This window comes from Lentiprolixibacter aurantiacus (genome assembly GCF_026241225.1).
GTDB classification, from domain to species: Bacteria; Bacteroidota; Bacteroidia; order Flavobacteriales; family Flavobacteriaceae; genus Lentiprolixibacter; species Lentiprolixibacter aurantiacus.
Window position 1 is genome coordinate 725740 of sequence record NZ_JAPFQP010000001.1, and the last position, 18563, is coordinate 744302.

Genomic DNA, 18563 nt, shown 5'->3' on the forward strand with positions numbered 1-18563 from the left:
GAGTAGGTTATGAAACAGGATTTTGGCGATGATTACAGCCTGGAAAATCTACAACCCCTGGTAAGCTCCAAGCCCAGGCTCCTTAAAAGTAAGAAAAATCAAAGTATACCTTCCATATTATCCAAATACCTGAAGGGAGTCTAATAGAATATTTGTATTATATACGGGCATCACTTAATTAGGCGGTTCCAATTCTGTTGAGGCCTTATAATAAGAGACAGAACTATGTTAATATTTTGATAAACAGCCCTATGTTGTTTAATCATTTATTACATTCGTTAAACACAGCTATACTATAAATAACCAATTATGAAATCGATCCTTTACAAACTTTCTTTTTTCACCCTTATTTTTCTGTTTTCCTTTAATGGATTTGCCCAGGATTTTCAGGGTAAAGCTTATTATTTTTCAAAATCCAAGATGGAACTTGGCGCCTGGGGTGCAAGGCTTAGTGAGGCACAGAAGAAGCAGATTCAGGAACGACTTAAGAATAGGCTGGAAAAGACTTACATCCTAAATTTTAACAGAGAAGAATCTGTATTCGATGAGGAGGAGAAATTGGATGCATGGTCCGGTGCAACAGATTCCTGGGGGAAAAATTTCTCTCCTGGAAAATCGTATAAGAACATAAAGGACAATGCCCTCGTCCAGAGCCAGGAGTTTTACGGGAAAAAGTTTTTGGTAAAGGATAAATTGCTGGCTTTAGAGTGGAAAATGGGTACTGAATCCAAGCAGATAGGACAGTACACTTGTTTCAAAGCTACAACGGTAGTTCCCACTTCAGAGCTGACCTGGTATAACTTTTCCTGGGGCGATCTTCGAAGGACTGAGCAAAAAGAAGAAGGTTCTGAAGATACCAAAACCAACGAACCCGATATTAAGCTCACTCAGATCGAGGCCTGGTTTACACCTCAAATACCTGTAGGGCATGGTCCGGGTGAATATTGGGGGCTTCCGGGTCTTATCCTTGAAGTCAGCGCCGGAAATACGATAATGCTTTGTTCAAAGATTATTATGAACCCGGAGGAAAAAATTAAAATTGAGGCTCCGGAGAAAGGCAAGCTCACTACAAAAAGTGAGTATCAATCAATCGTACAGGGCAAAATGCGGGAAATGAGAGACAACCGCGGAAGAAGGCGAAGTCGATAGTCGCTCCCCGGGATACCACCAATATCGGCAATTAGCAGCAGCACATGAAAAAAATTTTCTTTATCGCGCTACTCTTCGCGACTTGCAATTCCTATGCTCAGGTTAAGCTTGAGGGAGTTGTTCGAGATAGTTTAAACCAGCCCCTGGAAGCGGCCAATGTTATCGCAATAAATCAGGAAACCAGCGGATTGGAGGCCTTTGGTGTTACAACAACTGAGGGGAGATATCGCCTGGATCTGGGAAGGAACGGCACCTACAAGATTCAGATCAGTTACGTTGGGATGAAGACATTCACCGAGATCCTCTCAACAAAGGAAGAAAATATAGTCAAAGACTATACCCTGGAGGCCGATAATGTCCTGGAAGGGGTGGAACTGGTGTATGAAATGCCTGTTCAGGTAAAGGGAGACACGGTTGTTTATAATGCTGATTCGTTTCAGAATGGAACAGAAAGAAAGCTTGAAGATGTACTGGAGAAACTCCCCGGTGTTGAGATCAACGAAGAAGGTCAGATAGAAGTAGAGGGGAAGGTAGTCAACAAGCTCATGGTAAACGGCAAGGACTTTTTTGACGGGGATACCAAGTTGGCCTCAAAGAATATTCCCTCCAAGGCCGTTGATAAGATTCAGGTTTTGCGCAATTATTCGGAGGTGGGTCAGTTGCGCAGCGTAACCAACAACCAGGATAATGTTGCCCTGAACATCAAATTGAAAGAAGGCAAGGAAAACTTCTGGTTTGGCGACGTCACTGTGGGGGCTGGTTCTTCTCCGGATAAGGAACTTTATTTGGTGCAACCCAAATTGTTCTATTACAGTCCAAAATACACGCTTAATTTTATTGGAGACATCAACAATACCGGAGAAGTTGCCCTAACAAGGCGCGATATTCGGAATTTTGGTGGTGGTTTCCGGGCACCTAGCAGGAGTAGTGGTACTAATATAAACCTGGGCGACAACAGCCTTAATTTCCTGACAAGTCAGGCCAATGCATTGGAAATAGAGAACAAACTGGCCACTGGAAATTTCAGTTATTCACCAAGTAAAGCCCTGGATTTAAGTGGATTTCTGATATACAATAGCAGTCGTATTGCTTCCCGCCAAACCAGCTTCATACAGTATACAGATCCGGAACTGGGGATTCCTGATGAAGCCACGGATCAATCCAGCAATGAACGCTCTAACCAGGGCCTGTTAAAACTCAGCGCGAGGTATCAGCCTAATCTCAATAATCAGTTAGATTACGATGTATTGGGTCGTATCTCCAATGACCGGCAGAACCAGAATCTGTTATCCTCCGTGGTGGGGAATACAGAGCAACTGGACGAGGTTACGCCCTACAGCTTCAACCAAAACCTGAATTATTATTACACGTTGGACGACAAAAATATATTCGCCCTGGAAGCCCAGCATTTGTTGAGAAACGAGGACCCATTTTACAATGCTATTCTTGTGAACGACCCAGCAGGACCTGATGCATTTGATACCACGGCAGAGGCTCTTGGCCTGGATACCTCCCTGAACAATTATGACCTGGGGCAGAACAGGAGAATAAAATCCAACCAACTTGATGCCAAGCTGGATTATTATCATATCCTGAATACCAAAAGCAATCTTAACCTGACTTTCGGAACCATTTTAAGCCGACAGGAATTTAACTCCAATATATTCCAGTTCCTTGATGATGGATCTCGTTTGGAACCAACCCCTAACTTTAATGACGGGCTTGCCGAGAACGATACCGAATATAATTTCAGTGATATCTATTTGGGGGTTCATTACCGGGTACGTATGGGGAAATTTACATTAACACCGGGGTTTTCGGTTCACGCCTATGGGAACAAGAATATACAGTTTGGAGAGACCTTCAAAGATAATTTCTTTAGGTTCCTGCCTGATTTCGAGACCAGAATCCAGCTCAAAAAGAGCGAATCGCTCACCCTTAGGTATAACATGCTTAACCAGTTTACAGATGTTACCCGGCTTGCAGAGGGCATAGTATTAAACAACTTCAATAGCATCCAATTCGGGCAGGCAGAACTTCAGAATGCCCTTTCTCATAACATAAACCTGTTTTACAGCAGTTTTAACCTGTTCAATTATACGAATGTCTTTGCAAGAGCTTCTTACTCCAGCAACATTGACCAGATAAGGGGACTGACCACATTTGAGAATGTGATCCGTACCAGTACATTTTTCAATTCCAGTTTTGCCGATGAAAATGTGAATGTTTTTGGTCGTGTTCAGCGAACATTTGGAAAGATTAGGGCCACTTTGAATGCCAGTTTCAACTACAGTAAGATCAACCAGTTTATACAGGGCCAGCGATCGCTCAACGAGGGATACACACAGACCTATACTCCGGGAATACGAACTAACTACAAGATAGCCCCAAATATCAGCCTGAGGTATCGCTATAGTGTAACCAATAACAACCAGGGAGGTAGGTCTACCAGGTTTGTAACCAATGCCCCTTCGGCCGAGTTTGATGCGTATATCTGGAAATCAGTAACGTTCAGGACCAATTATACCTATACCCGCCAGGATCTGGGCAATGGTCAGTCTCAATCTTTCCAGAACTGGGATGCAACACTTTCGTATCGCAAGGACAGGGATGCCAAGTGGGAATATGAGATTCGGGCTACCAATATTCTGGACATCGATTCCCAGGTGCGGAACAGTGCCAACAATTTATCTGTATTTACCTCGGAAACTTTTATTCAGCCCAGGTTTGTTACTTTCAGACTGGTTTATACCTTGTAATTGACTGTGCGCCGGATTGCGGAGAATACGACGCCAATTCCTGCCGGCATTGACCTCCCTAAAATGGCAATAGATCAGGTTCTATATAATTAAGCCTGGCTTTTTCTGATGCGTAGATATCAAACCCGTAGTGGGATGCAATGAGTTCCCTGAACCCCGTTTTCAATTGCGGGAACTCTACGATGAAATCCGTAAAATTATCAGAGGCTGATCGTGAGATAAAATGATTTACAATCCTGATAGCGGCAACAGTCAGAGTAACGTGATATTTGTCTTCCGCACCAAAGCAGGCCACGTACTTTTTAAGTTGATCCTGTATTATTACCTCGGTCTTTTCAACATTATATTCGGACAAGTATAACCAGGCGAGACGCAAGTGGGCTTCATGGGAAAATACTTCAGAGGGTAGGGTACAATTTGCAAACTGTCGTTTAAATTCCTCGTCCGAAAGTTTGTTGTGTTCTTCCATGGCAGATTAAATATAGTGTTATCCTGACTTAAAAGAAGCCTGCAGCACAAATCAATGTAGTAAAAAGAACGCCCCGGGAATCCCCGGGGCGTAAATAGGAGTTGCCGCCTTTGCGGCTACTAACCTAACCAACATTTTTAAAACCTGAAGTTCAATCCGCTGTATACTCCAATTGAGAAAGGCTGGAAGTTCCCGGCGGTATCTGAAAAAGTGTTCAGCTGATATTTAAACATGGGTTCCAGGTTCAGTTGCATTTTAGGACTGAGGCGATAGTACATGCCCAATCCGAAGTTGGTGCTGAAATTCACCTGGTTGATATTATTGGCTTCCCCCATGGAGGTGCTTGTGTTGTTGGATTGGAGGGTTACTGAATTTTCCGTCAGGAAAAGGGAACTAACCCCTCCGATAAGGTTTACACCCAGCTTTCTGTCTACCAGGTTATATTGCAATTCTACCGGTACTTCGAGGTATCCGAAATCCTGGACCATTCTACCTTCCCTGGCCGGGTTCTGGGCATTCACTTCTGCGGCATCATTTTGGCTAAGCGCCCTGCTGGTCTGACTTTCGACCACCAGCGTTCGGGAGTTGGTATTGTAATCAATATTGTCGATAAGGCCACTGGTAGATGCCGTAAGTGAGGAGGAAAATTGAACTTCATCCGTGTCGTACCCATAGTCTACTCTGTGCACTCCGGAACGAAGGCTCAGTTTTTTGGAAACCTGATAGGATACAGAAACACCATAGCTCATATTCACATTCCCGGATTTATTGTTGGAAACAAAATTGGAATGTATAGGTGAACCTTCACCCAGGGTGTTAAAATATACCGGGGCAACCATGGGCCCAATAGACCAGCGGTTTGAATTGTTTTCTGCTAAAACTTCCTCCTCCTGATCTTCCAGGGCTTCAAATATGCTCTTCTTTCCTGCATTATCTTCAGGCAGTTTCTGCTCCTCTTCAGAAACCTCCGCTATCACTTCCGTTACTATTTTTTTGTCAGCATCCGCAGCGTCTACCTCAATTGTATTATCAGGGGTTAATTTATTGTCGGCAATACCAGTATCCTGCTCCTTATTCTGTTCCGCCGTCAGGTTCTTATCAATTACAGCCCGATAAAGATTATCCTGCTCCCCTCGTTTTTTGTTATTCTTTTTCGTGGTAGCTGCGATTACTGTTTCTTGTCGCTTATGGAAATTGTTTTCCGATGCTTTTTCCATTGGGGTTATAGTTTCTTCGGGAACCGTATCAGGGCCTTCTTTGATATCCGGTCCGGCAAGTTCCTCCTGCTCCTTAATGGTCTTTATTAATTCATTGCTATCGGTTGCAGCAGGGTCCTCAATTACCTCTTGTTGTTCTTCTATATCCGTAATCTGTTCCGGAATTGCCTCAGTTCCTCCTGGAACGAGCAGGTACAGCAACAGGGCGAGGGCAGCCGCCATGCCTCCAAGTTTCCACCAAATCGGGATCACCCGTTTTTTGGACTTCTTTTGGTCCAGGGACGCGGCTATAGATTCCCACACCCGTTCATCGGGGGTTTCCCGGTAATCTTTGAGCCGGTCTTTATAGGCCTGGTCAATGTTAAACTTTTTCATGCTTTGCTGGTTTTAGCAACAGATATATTTTCGTTTTTGATCTTTTCTCTTAAAATCATCCGGGCTCGAGCCAGGTTAGATTTTGATGTTCCCAGGGAAGTCCCGAGGAGTTTGCTGATCTCCTTGTGGGAATATCCATCCAGAACGTAAAGGTTAAATGTCAGCCTGTATTTGTTCGGGAGGTCCTGTATAAATCCAAGTAAGGTTTGTAAACTCAATTCCTGAACAGGTTCTCCCGTATCCTCGGTTTGGCTATGGTAATCAGATATGAGGCTTAAGGGTTCCTCTTTCCTGTATTTCTGAAGTACGGTGTTTATAGTAATCCGCTTCATCCAGCCTTCAAAGGAACCTTTGGACTTATATTGCCCTATTTTATCGTAGATTGTCATAAAGCTATCATGCAAATTGTCCTCGGCTTCAGTCCGATTTCGGGAATACTTGAGGCACAGTCCGAAAAGAGTACTCGCATAGGTGCGGTACAGGTATTCCTGTGCCTTGCGATCTCCTTTTTTACAGGATGCTATGAGCTTATCCAGGTTCAATTGTTGGTTAGAATTAGTGGATGGTCCCTCCGGGCTTAGTTGACGGGAACGGTAACTTCCAGATACTGTGATTCTCCATTTTCGTCTTCCCCTGTCCAGAAGCGGAACACATAGGTTTGATCGTAAATTACCAGAAAGTTAAAGGTTTCCGTAACTTCTTCTACTACCTGTGTGCATTCCCGGTTGTCTATTTCCGATCCAATAACCACCACATTGCGCACTGTTGTATCCAACTGGCGGACATCAAATCCTTCAAAGAATACACAATTGCTGGGCCTGATGAAGGTTGCGCTAATCTCATAGGTTTCATTGAGGGTAAAACTATCCGGCACGTCTACACTGGTAATCTGCAGGGGTACAAAATGATACTTAATACCGTCGTCTTCAAGGTCGCAGGCTGAAAGGCCAAGGAGCAGGAATAATCCTATCCATACATATAATTGTTTCATAATCATCACTATATTTAATAGTAAGATGAATAGAAAGGGGAAAGGTTGCTTGATTTCCCGCCAATAATAGCCTGAACCAGGATCCTTAGTTTTTCAGGGTCTGTATAGCTTCCTTGATCTTAGCTTCCAGTTCTTCCAGCAATTCCGGATTATCTGCAAGCAGGGATTTCACAGCATCGCGTCCCTGCCCTAATTTGGTGTCCCCATAACTAAACCAGGACCCACTTTTCTTGATAATTTCATAGGCAACCCCGAGGTCGAGTATTTCCCCGATTTTGGAAATCCCCTCGCCATACATAATGTCGAACTCAGCCGTTTTGAAGGGTGGGGCTACTTTGTTTTTAACAACCTTAACCCGCGTTTTGTTTCCCTGAACTGTACCGTCAGAATCCTTGATCTGAGTAGAACGCCTGATGTCTAACCTTACCGAGGCATAAAACTTCAGGGCATTACCACCGGTAGTGGTTTCGGGGTTTCCGAACATCACACCGATCTTTTCACGCAGCTGGTTGATGAAAATAACCGTACAATGGGTTTTGCTGATAGAACTGGTAAGTTTTCGAAGCGCCTGGGACATCAATCGGGCGTGCAATCCCATTTTGGAGTCTCCCATTTCCCCTTCTATTTCGCTTTTAGGGGTAAGGGCAGCCACAGAGTCAATGATCACAATGTCAATTGCACCGGAGCGAATCAGGTTATCGGCAATCTCAAGAGCCTGTTCTCCATGGTCTGGCTGGGAGATGATCAGATTGTCAATATCCACGCCAAGTTTCTGGGCATAGAAGCGGTCAAAGGCGTGTTCTGCATCTATAAAAGCAGCAATACCCCCTTGTTTTTGAGCTTCCGCGATGGCATGCAACGTAAGTGTGGTTTTACCAGAGGATTCCGGCCCGTAAATTTCAATTACACGGCCGCGGGGATAACCTCCCACACCCAAGGCAATATCCAGGCCCAGTGACCCTGAGGAAATCACTTCAACATCTTCAACAACATGGTCACCCATTTTCATGACAGCACCTTTTCCATAGGTTTTGTCAAGTTTATCAAGGGTGAGTTTTAGTGCTTTTAACTTGGCGTCCTTTTCGCTGCTCATGGGTAATCTTGTTTGAGAATGAAGGGCTAAAATTACCATTTCTTTTTGCATAACACAATCACCCAAGCAACCTTTTTCCCATTTCTACATCTGCCTTATAAACAGCTACTCAAATTATCATACATCCGGGGTCTTTTTAGCCCGGGCAACGTTGGCCATGTATCCCGTTTGGATTCTATGAAAAAGAAAATAAAACTGGCATGGTCGTTAAAGAGCCTTGATTTTCAGGGCTCTTTTGCATTTGGTAATCCCCTGACAATGTGTATTTTTGCCGAGTAATCATCTTTTTCAACTTAATCCATTAGTATAGCATGCAACTGTACAATACATTAAGTGCGAAGGAGAGAGAAGCCCTCATTGAGCAAGCCGGTCTGGATCGGCTCACCATCTCTTTCTACAAATACGCACACATCGGAAACCCTCAGATTTTCAGGAACCACTTGTTTATCCATTGGAATGATCTGGATGTACTGGGAAGAATTTATGTGGCCAATGAGGGCATCAATGCCCAGCTTTCAGTTCCGGCTACTAATTTTAATGCCTTTAAGGCCCATCTGGACAGTATTTCCTTCCTGGAGGGGGTAAGACTCAATATTGCCATTGAACAGGACAATAAATCCTTCCTCAAACTAAAAATTAAAGTGCGTCATAAGATCCTTGCAGACGGATTAAATGACAACACCTTTGATGTCACTGACAAAGGGGTGCACGTGGGGGCAGAACAATTTAACCAGCTGATTGAAGATCCGGAAACTGTTCTCGTCGATATGCGAAACCACTATGAAAGTGAAATTGGTCATTTCAAAAATGCCGTTACCCCGGATGTGGATACCTTCCGCGATTCCCTGGACATTATTGAAGAGCAACTATCCGAGCACAAGGAAGACAAGAACCTGGTTATGTACTGCACCGGGGGGATACGCTGTGAAAAGGCCAGTGCATACTACAAACACAAAGGATTCAAAAGGGTATTTCAACTTGAAGGGGGTATTATAGAATACACCCGTCAGGTTAGGGAAAAGAAACTCGAAAACAAGTTTATCGGAAAGAATTTTGTCTTCGACCACCGGCGCGCTGAGCGCATTTCAGACGAAGTAATCGCCCAATGCCATCAGTGCGGAAAGCCCTGCGATACTCACGTGAATTGTGCCAATGAGGCCTGCCACCTGCTCTTTATACAGTGCGAGGAATGTGCCGCCAAAATGAATAATTGCTGTTCAGACGCCTGCAAGGAGATCCATGAACTGCCCTGGGAAGAGCAAAAAAGGCTTCGCAAGGGCAAAGTTGCCAGTAACAAGATCTTTAAAAAAGGGCGTTCCGAAGTACTCAAATTCAAGAAACAGTCAAATACAACGGTAAATCAATCCCAGGAGTGAGGACAGAAGACAGAGCAATCTGCTAAAAAATACTATCTTTATCCTCAGCGAAAAATTATGAACCTTTTTTGAAAAATCCGTTTGGGATTTTTTGAATCAAGATACCAAATATGGGTTGTAACAGTTGTTCAACCGGTAAGGATGGACAGCCTAGGGGATGTAGGAATAATGGAACCTGTGGATCGGATGGCTGTAACAAATTGACCGTGTTCGACTGGCTTTCCAACATGTCATTGCCTGCAGGGCAGCAGCATTTTGACGGGGTGGAAGTCCGGTTTAAAAATAGCCGAAAGGAATTCTTCAGAAATACAGAAAAGCTCAGCCTGAGTATAGGTGATGTTGTGGCTACCCAGGTAAAATCCGGCCATGACATTGGCATTGTAACCCTGACCGGGGAGTTGGTACGTGTGCAAATGAAGAAGAAAAAGATCGATCCCGAAGATGAAACCCTTCCCAAGATCTATCGAAAAGCTACCCAGAGAGACATAGACAAATGGCAGAAATGCCGTAACCAGGAAGAGGAGATAAAAAAGCGTTCCCGGGAAATGGCGATACTCCTTAAACTGGAGATGAAAATTTCAGATGTAGAGTTCCAGGGAGATGGCTCCAAGGCCACTTTTTATTATACCGCGGAAGATCGCGTGGATTTTCGCCAGCTCATCAAAGACATGGCCAAGGCTTTTGGCATCCGGATTGAGATGAGACAAATTGGATACCGCCAGGAAGCGCAGCGACTCGGAGGGATTGGTTCCTGTGGCCGGGAATTATGTTGTTCTACCTGGCTCACAGATTTCAGGTCGGTCAGCACGGCTGCGGCCCGTTATCAGCAATTATCGCTAAACCCGCAAAAGCTAGCCGGGCAATGTGGCAAACTGAAGTGCTGCCTTAATTATGAGCTCGATGTTTACCTGGAAGCACTTAAGGATTTTCCGCCACAGGACTGCAAGCTTTCAACTCAGAAAGGCCTGGCATTTTGCCAAAAAACCGATATTTTCAAGGAAACCCTCTGGTTTTCCTATAAAGACGATCCTTCCAATTGGCACGCCCTTACCAAAGATCAGGTGAAGGAAATCCTGGCTAAAAACCGGGACAAGAAAAAGATTGCTAGCCTTGAGGAATATGCCGCAGAAAATTCTAGGGATGAAGAACTGATCTTCGAGAATGCTGTAGGGCAGGACAGCCTTACCCGTTTTGACCGACCTAAGAATCGGAATAAGAGAAAAAAGAGGAGAAAAAGCAAAAACAGAAATAAAAAAACCACTGCGAGAAATGCCTAAGAGCCGGGTTCTGCTAATCTTTCTTTTATTGTTTGCAGCCTGCAACAGCAATCTGGTTTTTTCCGAATACCAGGCAAATTCCGGAGGCATATGGTCAAAGGAAGATGTCAAGGAATTTATTTTCACGGAAGAGGATACGATTTCCAGATTTAATCTGTTTATCAATATCAGGAATGACAATCAATATCCCTTTAGCAATCTGTTTCTGATCACCGATCTGAATTTTCCCGATGGCACCGTTGTTCGTGACACCCTGGAATATGAAATGGCACTTCCAGACGGAAAGTGGCTGGGAAAGGGATATGGGAGTCTCAAAGAAAACAAACTTTGGTATAAGGAAAACATCGTTTTTCCCCTCCGGGGCGTATATACCCTAAAGGTGGCCCATGCCATGCGGCAAAACGGAACCGTGGAAGGGGTTACGGAACTGGAAGGTATTACTGACGTGGGCTTCCAAATTGAGACGATCGATTAAACTATGGCGAAAACGCAACAAAAAAAGAAGAAGAAATCACAAAATTTCAGCAGGTACCTCAAATGGTTTTGGGGACTTTTCTTTTCAGGAGTCCTGGCATTTTTCTTATTATTCCTGTTTGCTGCCTGGGGTGTTTTTGGGGAAATGCCCACATTTGAACGCCTGGAAAACCCGCAGACCAACCTGGCTACCGAGATACTTTCCTCAGATGGGGAGACCCTTGGGAAGTTTTACCTGGACGATAACCGAACACCTGTGGCTTATGAGGAGCTTCCGTCAAACCTTGTGGATGCATTGGTAGCCACAGAAGACGCAAGATATTACGAGCACTCAGGGATTGATGCCCGGGGAACCCTGCGAGCCCTTGTTTTTCTTGGGCAGCGAGGTGGAGCAAGTACTATTTCCCAGCAATTGGCCCGACAGCTTTTTGTTGGTGTTCGATCCAAAAACAAATTCCAGGCCATTACCCAGAAGATCAAGGAGTGGGTAATTGCCACCCGCCTGGAGCGCAACTATACAAAAGAGGAGATCATCGCGATGTATATGAACATCTATGATTTCAACTACAATGCTGATGGGATCCGCTCTGCTTCCAAGATCTATTTCGGCAAGGAGCCAAAGGATTTGAGAACAGAAGAATCTGCCGTTCTGGTAGGCATGCTCAAGAATTCTTCGTTGTACAACCCGCTGAGAAGGCCGGAACTTGTTCAAGACAGGCGTAATACCGTGCTCAGCCAGATGGCCAAATACGGTTACCTTACCAATGCACAGAAAGATTCCCTGCAGTCGCTTAAAATGGACATTAATTTTAACCCGGAATCCCACAGGGAAGGATTGGCAACCTACTTTCGCATGTACTTACAGCGATTCCTGAACCAGTGGGTGAAGGAAAATCCAAAGCCGGTAAGTGATGATGGCAGGGAAACCTGGAATATTTACCTCGATGGCCTTAAGGTTTACACTACCATAGATTCAAGAATGCAGGCAAACGCCGAGAAGGCGGTTGCAGAACATATGAAGCGTTTACAGGCCGAATTCTTCCACCAGAATACATCGCTGCGAAATCCTACGACGCCTTTTCAGGATCTGGAGTCGGAAGAAATCAGGCTTATTATGGAAAGGGCGATGAAAAATTCCGAACGCTGGAGGAAAATGCGGGCTGAGGGAAAATCTGAAAAAGAAATCCGGGCCTCATTTACCAAGAAAACGGAGATGACTGTGTTCGACTGGAATAGCGAGACTCAGGAAAAGGATACGGTAATGACTCCTTTGGATTCTATTCGCTATTACAAAACTTTCCTCAGGGCTGCCATGATGTCCATGGAACCGCAAACCGGACATGTAAAGGCCTGGGTAGGTGGGATTGATTACAAACACTTTCAATACGACAATGTGATTCAGGGGGCCCGCCAGGCCGGCTCTACCTTCAAGCCTTTTGTGTACGCAGCCGCTATTGACCAGTTGCGCTATTCACCTTGTGACCAGTTGCCCGATAATCAGTATTGTATTGAGGCCAATAAGCATGGAAATCCTGAACCCTGGTGCCCCAAGAACTCCAATGGGAAATATTCCGGGGAGATGTACACCCTGAAAAGGGCACTGGCCAACTCCATTAACACGGTTACTGCCCAGTTGATAGACCGGGTAGGTCCCAAACCCGTAGTGTCTATTGTCAGAAACCTTGGTCTTACGAGGGAGATCCTGGAGGTTCCTTCCATTGCCCTGGGTACACCGGATTTCAATGTTTATGAAATGGTTGGGGCTTATGGAACCTTTGCTAACCAGGGGGTGTATGTGAAACCGGTTATGGTGACCCGGATTGAGGATAAGAACGGTACTGTTTTGTATGAATACACACCGGAAACCAAGGATGTACTCAGTAAAGAGGTAGCCTATGCCATGATTAATCTCATGGAGGGCGTAACCGAAGGAGGGTCAGGAACCCGCCTGCGCCACAATACACGGGGTGAAGAATCCGTATATAAGGAAATTATTACGGGTTACCCTTACGAATTTCAAAATCCCATCGCAGGTAAAACCGGTACCACACAGAACCAAAGTGACGGCTGGTTTATGGGAATGGTCCCGAATCTCGTTACCGGGGTATGGGTAGGGGGTGAAGACCGTTCTACACACTTTAAGACCATCGTATATGGCCAGGGAGCATCCATGGCCCTGCCCATTTGGGCCCTTTACATGAAACAGAATTATGCCAACCCCGAACTGGGGATTTCTGACGGTGAATTCATTGCGCCAGAAGAAATGACCATCAATACGGACTGCACTAAAAAAATTGATTCTATTATCCAGGTCAATGATCTGGAAGACGATCTGGATGACCTTGGCTTTTAACGAAAACGGATCCCGCTTTATAGCGGGATTTTTTGTTTAAAAGCGTATTTTAGTGGTTGGTCGTCCGGTGAAGCACGATCACAAATAACATTTGCATGATTAAGAAGACAGTAGAGGGTGTTGGGCCTGCATTGGAGGGGGTTAAGGACGGGATGACCCTAATGTTGGGAGGCTTTGGCCTTTGTGGTATACCCGAGAACGCCATTGGGGAATTAGTAAGGCTTGGCGTTCGTGACCTTACCTGTATAAGCAATAATGCAGGCGTGGATGATTTTGGCCTGGGATTGCTGTTGCAAGGCCATCAGATAAAAAAAATGATCGCTTCCTATGTAGGGGAAAATGCAGAATTTGAGCGGCAGATGCTCAGTGGAGAACTGGAGGTGGAATTAACCCCCCAGGGGACTCTTGCAGAAAAATGCCGTGCTGCACGTTCGGGGTTCCCGGCCTTTTATACTCCTGCGGGGTACGGAACCGAAGTGGCAGAGGGGAAGGAAGCACGGGAATTTAATGGAAAGATGTACGTTTTGGAATACGCGTTTGAAGCTGATTTCTCCTTTGTGAAGGCATGGAAAGGTGATGAGGCTGGTAATCTGATCTTTAAGGGCACGGCGAGGAATTTCAATCCGCCCATGTGTGGCGCCGCTAAAATTACTGTTGCTGAGGTAGAGGAATTGCTGCCGGCAGGTGCCCTTGATCCGAATGAAATTCATATCCCCGGGATATTTGTCCAAAGGATTTTCCAGGGAGAGGGGTATGAAAAAAGGATTGAAAAACGAACCGTAAGAAGCAGGGAAGAATAAACCTATATTGATAGCACATGCTGGACAAGAATGGAATTGCGCGCCGGATCGCAAAAGAAGTAAAAGACGGGTATTACGTAAACCTGGGGATTGGTATTCCCACCCTGGTTGCGAACTTTGTACGCGATGACATCAGCGTTGAATTCCAGAGCGAAAACGGAGTGCTGGGAATGGGCCCTTTCCCCTACGAAGGTGAGGAAGACGCAGACATTATCAATGCCGGTAAACAGACCATCACTACCCTGCCCGGGGCCTCTTTCTTTGACAGCGCCCTGAGCTTTGGTATGATCAGGGGGAAACATGTAGACCTGACTATTCTGGGAGCATTACAGGTTGCAGAGAACGGAGATATTGCGAACTGGAAAATTCCCGGGAAAATGGTTAAAGGTATGGGAGGAGCAATGGACCTTGTTGCTTCGGCCGAAAATATCATTGTGGCTATGACTCACACCAACCGGGCGGGAAGGTCCAAGTTGCTGGAAGAATGCACCTTGCCCCTTACCGGTGTAAGATGTGTTAAAAAGATAGTAACCGACCTGGCTGTAATCGAAGTCACCATCCATGGATTTAAGCTTCTTGAACGCGCCCCTGGCGTAAGTGTTCAAACCATTCAGGAAGCCACAGAAGGCACGCTGCTTATCCCTGAAGAGGTCCCGGAAATGGTGTTTTAATAGCGCGAATATAATTCGGGCATAAATTCTGGAATTTCACTCTAAAAATTAACGATTACTAAACAACAATTCTGGCATTTTATCGTTAGATTAGAACCCTTTATCGGATTTTTTCAAATCAACATGAATGTTTAAAACTCTATCGCTATGGATGCCCCAATGACACAAAATCCTACTGAAGAAGAGGTGCAGGTGTACCGAAATGATTTCTTCAGTGGAATCGTTATGCTGGCAAAAAAGCTTTTTATGCTGTAAACCGCCTCAAAAATTTAAAGAAAGGAGCAACGAATTTGTTTGCTCCTTTTTTTATTTCCAAAAAGCCCGGAAAACTATTCAATTGTAGATTTTACCATTGGGAAATGGATTGGCTGTTGCAGTATGATTTGATTACCTTTCCTGAAATATGAAACTCATGATAATGATTAAAAAAACATTCTTCATAGTGGCTGGTTTGCTTGTATGTTTTACTCTGAAGGCACAGGAGGTGCAATATTTCCCGGACAGAAATGCCAGTTGGGTAGAGAAATCTCCAGGGGACTTATCCATTAACCAAAAAAAACTGAAGGAGGCTGTAGATTTTGCACTTAATAATGAGTATTCTGGATCCAGGGACCTTAGAATAGCCATTCTAAAAGGATTCGAAAGAGAACCCTTTCATGAAATCCTGGGGCCAACCAAGAAAAGGGGTGGCCCGGCTGGAATGATCATACGAAAAGGCTATATGGTAGCCCATTGGGGTGATATCAGCAGGGTAGACATGACCTTCAGCGTTACCAAGAGTTTCTTGTCTACTGTGGCCGGCATGGCAGTGGACCAACAACTTATCGCAAGCACTTCCGATCGGGTGGGAGATTATATTTGGGACGGAACTTTCGATGGGGAACACAGCAGCAAGATCACCTGGAGTCAACTGCTGCAGCAAAATTCTGATTGGAGCGGTTCCCTTTGGGGAATAAAAGACTGGGCAGATCGTCCGCCCAGAGAAGGAGGGATCGATGATTGGAAATTCCGGGACCTCAGGGAGCCTGGTACCGTAATGGAATACAATGACGTGAGAGTAAATGTGCTGGCCTATTCGCTGACCCACGTATGGCGTAAGCCATTACCGCTAGTGCTTAAAGAGGAGCTTATGGATAAAATAGGGGCTTCCACTACCTGGAGGTGGCACGGATATAAGGATGCCTGGACGGAAATAGACGGCTTAAGAATGAAGTCGGTTACCGGAGGGGGCCATTCCGGGGGAGGCATCTTCATATCTGCTGAGGATATGGCGCGCTTTGGATTGTTGTTCCTGAACCGGGGCAAATGGAAGGATCAGCAGATCATTAGTCAGAAATGGATGGAAGAGGCGCTGACCCCCTCAGTACCAAATCCGAGCTATGGCTATATGTGGTGGTTAAATCAACCCGGAAATCGCAACTGGAAAGGTTTGCCGGAAAACATCTTTTACGCCTCGGGATTTGGAGGTAATTTTATTGTTGTATGTCCCGACCAGGACCTGGTTGTGGTTACCCGCTGGTTAGAACCGCGCAGAATAGGTGAATTTATGAGCCAGGTGTTCAGTGCGCTGGATTAGATCTTTTGGAGGATTTCAATAGCCCTGTTGAGGGTTTCCTCCTTTTTGGCAAAGCAAAACCGCAATTGGCGATTATCTACCTGACCTTTGTTAAAAACAGAGATTGGAATACTGGCAATTCCAAACTCTTTTGTAAGCCGTTCTGCCATCTGCATATCCGGTTCCATGGATATTTGAGAATAATCCAGTAGCTGGAAATAGGTACCCATCGTACGGACAAAAGCAAAACGGGAGTCCTCAATTCCCTTCAGGAAGAGATTGCGTTTTTCCTCAAAGAATTTTCCAAGTCCCAGATAGTGATCCGGATTTTTAAGATAAGCAGTTAGGGCGTGTTGCAGGGGATGGTTTACGCAAAACACAGCAAACTCATGTATTTTTTGAAACTCGGCCATCAGGTATTCCGGGGAGGCGCAATAGCCCATTTTCCAACCGGTGATATGGAAAGTCTTTCCAAAGGAAGCACAAACCAGGCTGCGGGAGGCCAGATCTGGAAACTTTGAAGCACTTTCATGCTGCCGACCATCAAAAACGAGATGTTCATAAACTTCATCACTCACAACGATTATATCCGTATCCCGCAGCAAATTTTCAAGTTTTAGCATTTCTTCTTTTGAGAAAACCCTGCCGCTGGGATTGTGAGGTGTATTGATTATGATCATTCGGGTTTTGGAAGTAATACAACTGGCTACTTCTTCCCAGTCTACCTTGTGTTCCTTTCCCTTCATTTGGACCAGTACAGGGATGCCCCCATTTGCAATAATGGTAGGCTCATAACAATCGTATGCAGGTTTTAGCACAATGACTTCATCGCCAGGGTAAACAAACGCGGAGATAGCTGTAAAGATGGCTTGGGTGGCACCAACGGTAACGGTTATTTCTTTCTGCGGATGGTAGGATGCACCATAACAGCGTTCGATCTTTTCCGCGATCTGTTCACGTAGCGGGAATATACCACCCAGAGGGGCGTACTGATGGTAATCCTTCCGCATAGCATCATGTACGCATTCCAGGAGTTTGGGGTCAGGGGGAAAGTCCGGAAAGCCCTGGGAAAGGTTCAGAGCCTTTTCCGTTTTGGCCATCTGGCTCATGGTAGTGAAGATAGAAGTGGGAAGTTCCGGAAGTTTGGACTTGAACGCTACCTGTCTCATGTATGATGCGATGTTTTTATAAAAATAGGAAATAAAAAACCCCGGAAAAGCTACCGGGGTTATACATAATTTGGCAATAAGGTATTACCCTTTGGCTGTTGCCGTAAGGTATTCCCGGTTCATCCTTGCGATATTCTCCAGGGAGATTCCCTTAGGACACTCTACTTCACAGGCACCGGTATTGGTGCAGTTTCCAAAACCTTCCAGATCCATTTGCCTTACCATATTGCGTACACGATCTGCAGCTTCCACACGACCCTGAGGCAGGAGGGCAAACTGTGAAACCTTGGCAGAGGTAAACAACATGGCACTGGCATTTTTACAGGCTGCCACACAAGCACCGCATCCTATACAGGTAGCTGCATTGAAGGACTTATCGGCCATCTCTTTTTCAATAGGGATTGCGTTGGCGTCAACGGTATTACCCGATGTGTTCACGGAAACATATCCACCGGCTTGTTGTATTCTTTCAAAAGCAGAACGGTCTATGATAAGGTCCTTGATTACAGGAAATGCCTTGGCTCTGAAGGGTTCTATAACAATGGTGTCCCCATCATTAAATTTTCTCATATGCAGCTGGCAAACCGTAATGCGGGTATCAGGCCCATGCGGCCGACCGTTGATCTGAAGTGAGCAGGTACCGCAGATACCTTCCCGGCAATCGTGATCAAATTCTATAGGTTCATCGCCTTGTTTGATGAGGTCTTCATTCAGGACATCCAGCATTTCCAGGAATGACATATCCCCTTCCACGCCTTCTACGGTATAGTCAACCATCTTTCCTTTTGAATTCGCATCTTTTTGGCGCCAAATCTTTAAATATAATTTCATAGCA

At 45.2% G+C, this 18563-nt stretch carries 17 protein-coding genes; 10 read left to right on the forward strand and 7 right to left on the reverse strand.

What is annotated here, in order from left to right:
- Positions 1 to 9: 9 nt before the first annotated feature.
- The 3 genes from OO016_RS03200 to OO016_RS03210 all read left to right on the forward strand — a co-directional run bounded on the left by OO016_RS03200 (position 10) and on the right by OO016_RS03210 (position 3908).
- A complete protein-coding gene (locus OO016_RS03200) occupies positions 10 to 144 on the forward strand; it encodes a hypothetical protein (RefSeq protein ID WP_266010770.1) in 135 nt (44 codons plus the stop codon).
- 165 nt (positions 145 to 309) lie between these two features.
- Positions 310 to 1149: a GLPGLI family protein gene (locus tag OO016_RS03205; RefSeq protein WP_266010771.1), complete on the forward strand. Its 840-nt coding sequence runs from the start codon at positions 310 to 312 to the stop codon at positions 1147 to 1149.
- Positions 1150 to 1193: 44 nt separating this feature from the next.
- Positions 1194 to 3908: a TonB-dependent receptor gene (locus OO016_RS03210; protein ID WP_266010772.1), complete on the forward strand. Its 2715-nt coding sequence runs from the start codon at positions 1194 to 1196 to the stop codon at positions 3906 to 3908.
- 58 nt (positions 3909 to 3966) lie between these two features.
- On the opposite strand, the gene OO016_RS03215 is transcribed toward OO016_RS03210, so the two are convergent.
- The 5 genes from OO016_RS03215 to recA all read right to left on the reverse strand — a co-directional run bounded on the left by OO016_RS03215 (position 3967) and on the right by recA (position 8053).
- Positions 3967 to 4377, reverse strand: coding sequence for a hypothetical protein (locus OO016_RS03215; protein WP_266010773.1), 411 nt, complete (start codon positions 4375 to 4377; stop codon positions 3967 to 3969).
- Positions 4378 to 4514: 137 nt separating this feature from the next.
- The gene (locus OO016_RS03220; RefSeq protein WP_266010774.1) at positions 4515 to 5969 is read right to left on the reverse strand and encodes an outer membrane beta-barrel protein; all 1455 of its coding nucleotides are present in this window, start codon (positions 5967 to 5969) and stop codon (positions 4515 to 4517) included.
- Positions 5966 to 6511 (reverse strand): RNA polymerase sigma factor, encoded by a 546-nt coding sequence (locus OO016_RS03225; RefSeq protein ID WP_266010776.1) that lies wholly within the window; start codon positions 6509 to 6511, stop codon positions 5966 to 5968. The genes OO016_RS03220 and OO016_RS03225 overlap by 4 nt, the downstream gene beginning before the upstream one ends.
- Before the next feature lie 35 nt (positions 6512 to 6546).
- The gene (locus OO016_RS03230) at positions 6547 to 6960 is read right to left on the reverse strand and encodes a hypothetical protein (RefSeq protein ID WP_266010778.1); all 414 of its coding nucleotides are present in this window, start codon (positions 6958 to 6960) and stop codon (positions 6547 to 6549) included.
- Positions 6961 to 7045: 85 nt separating this feature from the next.
- Positions 7046 to 8053: a recombinase RecA gene (recA, locus tag OO016_RS03235; RefSeq protein WP_266010780.1), complete on the reverse strand. Its 1008-nt coding sequence runs from the start codon at positions 8051 to 8053 to the stop codon at positions 7046 to 7048.
- A 311-nt stretch (positions 8054 to 8364) separates the two neighbouring features.
- Between recA and trhO the strand changes: the two genes are divergently transcribed.
- The 7 genes from trhO to OO016_RS03270 all read left to right on the forward strand — a co-directional run bounded on the left by trhO (position 8365) and on the right by OO016_RS03270 (position 16580).
- Positions 8365 to 9429, forward strand: coding sequence for an oxygen-dependent tRNA uridine(34) hydroxylase TrhO (gene trhO, locus OO016_RS03240; protein WP_266010782.1), 1065 nt, complete (start codon positions 8365 to 8367; stop codon positions 9427 to 9429).
- Positions 9430 to 9539: 110 nt separating this feature from the next.
- A complete protein-coding gene (locus OO016_RS03245) occupies positions 9540 to 10706 on the forward strand; it encodes a PSP1 domain-containing protein (RefSeq protein WP_266010784.1) in 1167 nt (388 codons plus the stop codon).
- Complete coding sequence (locus OO016_RS03250; protein ID WP_266010786.1) at positions 10699 to 11181, forward strand: gliding motility lipoprotein GldH; 483 nt, start codon at positions 10699 to 10701, stop codon at positions 11179 to 11181. The genes OO016_RS03245 and OO016_RS03250 overlap by 8 nt, the downstream gene beginning before the upstream one ends.
- A gap of 3 nt (positions 11182 to 11184) precedes the next feature.
- Entirely contained in the window at positions 11185 to 13533 is a 2349-nt protein-coding gene (locus OO016_RS03255) for a penicillin-binding protein 1A (RefSeq protein ID WP_266010788.1), read from the forward strand.
- A 95-nt stretch (positions 13534 to 13628) separates the two neighbouring features.
- The gene (locus tag OO016_RS03260; RefSeq protein ID WP_266010790.1) at positions 13629 to 14333 is read left to right on the forward strand and encodes a CoA transferase subunit A; all 705 of its coding nucleotides are present in this window, start codon (positions 13629 to 13631) and stop codon (positions 14331 to 14333) included.
- Between the two features lie 17 nt (positions 14334 to 14350).
- Positions 14351 to 15004, forward strand: coding sequence for a CoA transferase subunit B (locus OO016_RS03265; RefSeq protein WP_266010792.1), 654 nt, complete (start codon positions 14351 to 14353; stop codon positions 15002 to 15004).
- Between the two features lie 418 nt (positions 15005 to 15422).
- Positions 15423 to 16580 (forward strand): serine hydrolase domain-containing protein, encoded by a 1158-nt coding sequence (locus OO016_RS03270; RefSeq protein ID WP_266010794.1) that lies wholly within the window; start codon positions 15423 to 15425, stop codon positions 16578 to 16580.
- Here OO016_RS03270 and OO016_RS03275 read toward each other — a convergent pair.
- Positions 16577 to 17728: a methionine aminotransferase gene (locus OO016_RS03275; protein WP_266010796.1), complete on the reverse strand. Its 1152-nt coding sequence runs from the start codon at positions 17726 to 17728 to the stop codon at positions 16577 to 16579. The genes OO016_RS03270 and OO016_RS03275 overlap by 4 nt on opposite strands.
- An 84-nt stretch (positions 17729 to 17812) precedes the next feature.
- The gene (locus OO016_RS03280) at positions 17813 to 18559 is read right to left on the reverse strand and encodes a succinate dehydrogenase/fumarate reductase iron-sulfur subunit (RefSeq protein WP_266010798.1); all 747 of its coding nucleotides are present in this window, start codon (positions 18557 to 18559) and stop codon (positions 17813 to 17815) included.
- Between the last annotated feature and the right edge of the window lie 4 nt (positions 18560 to 18563).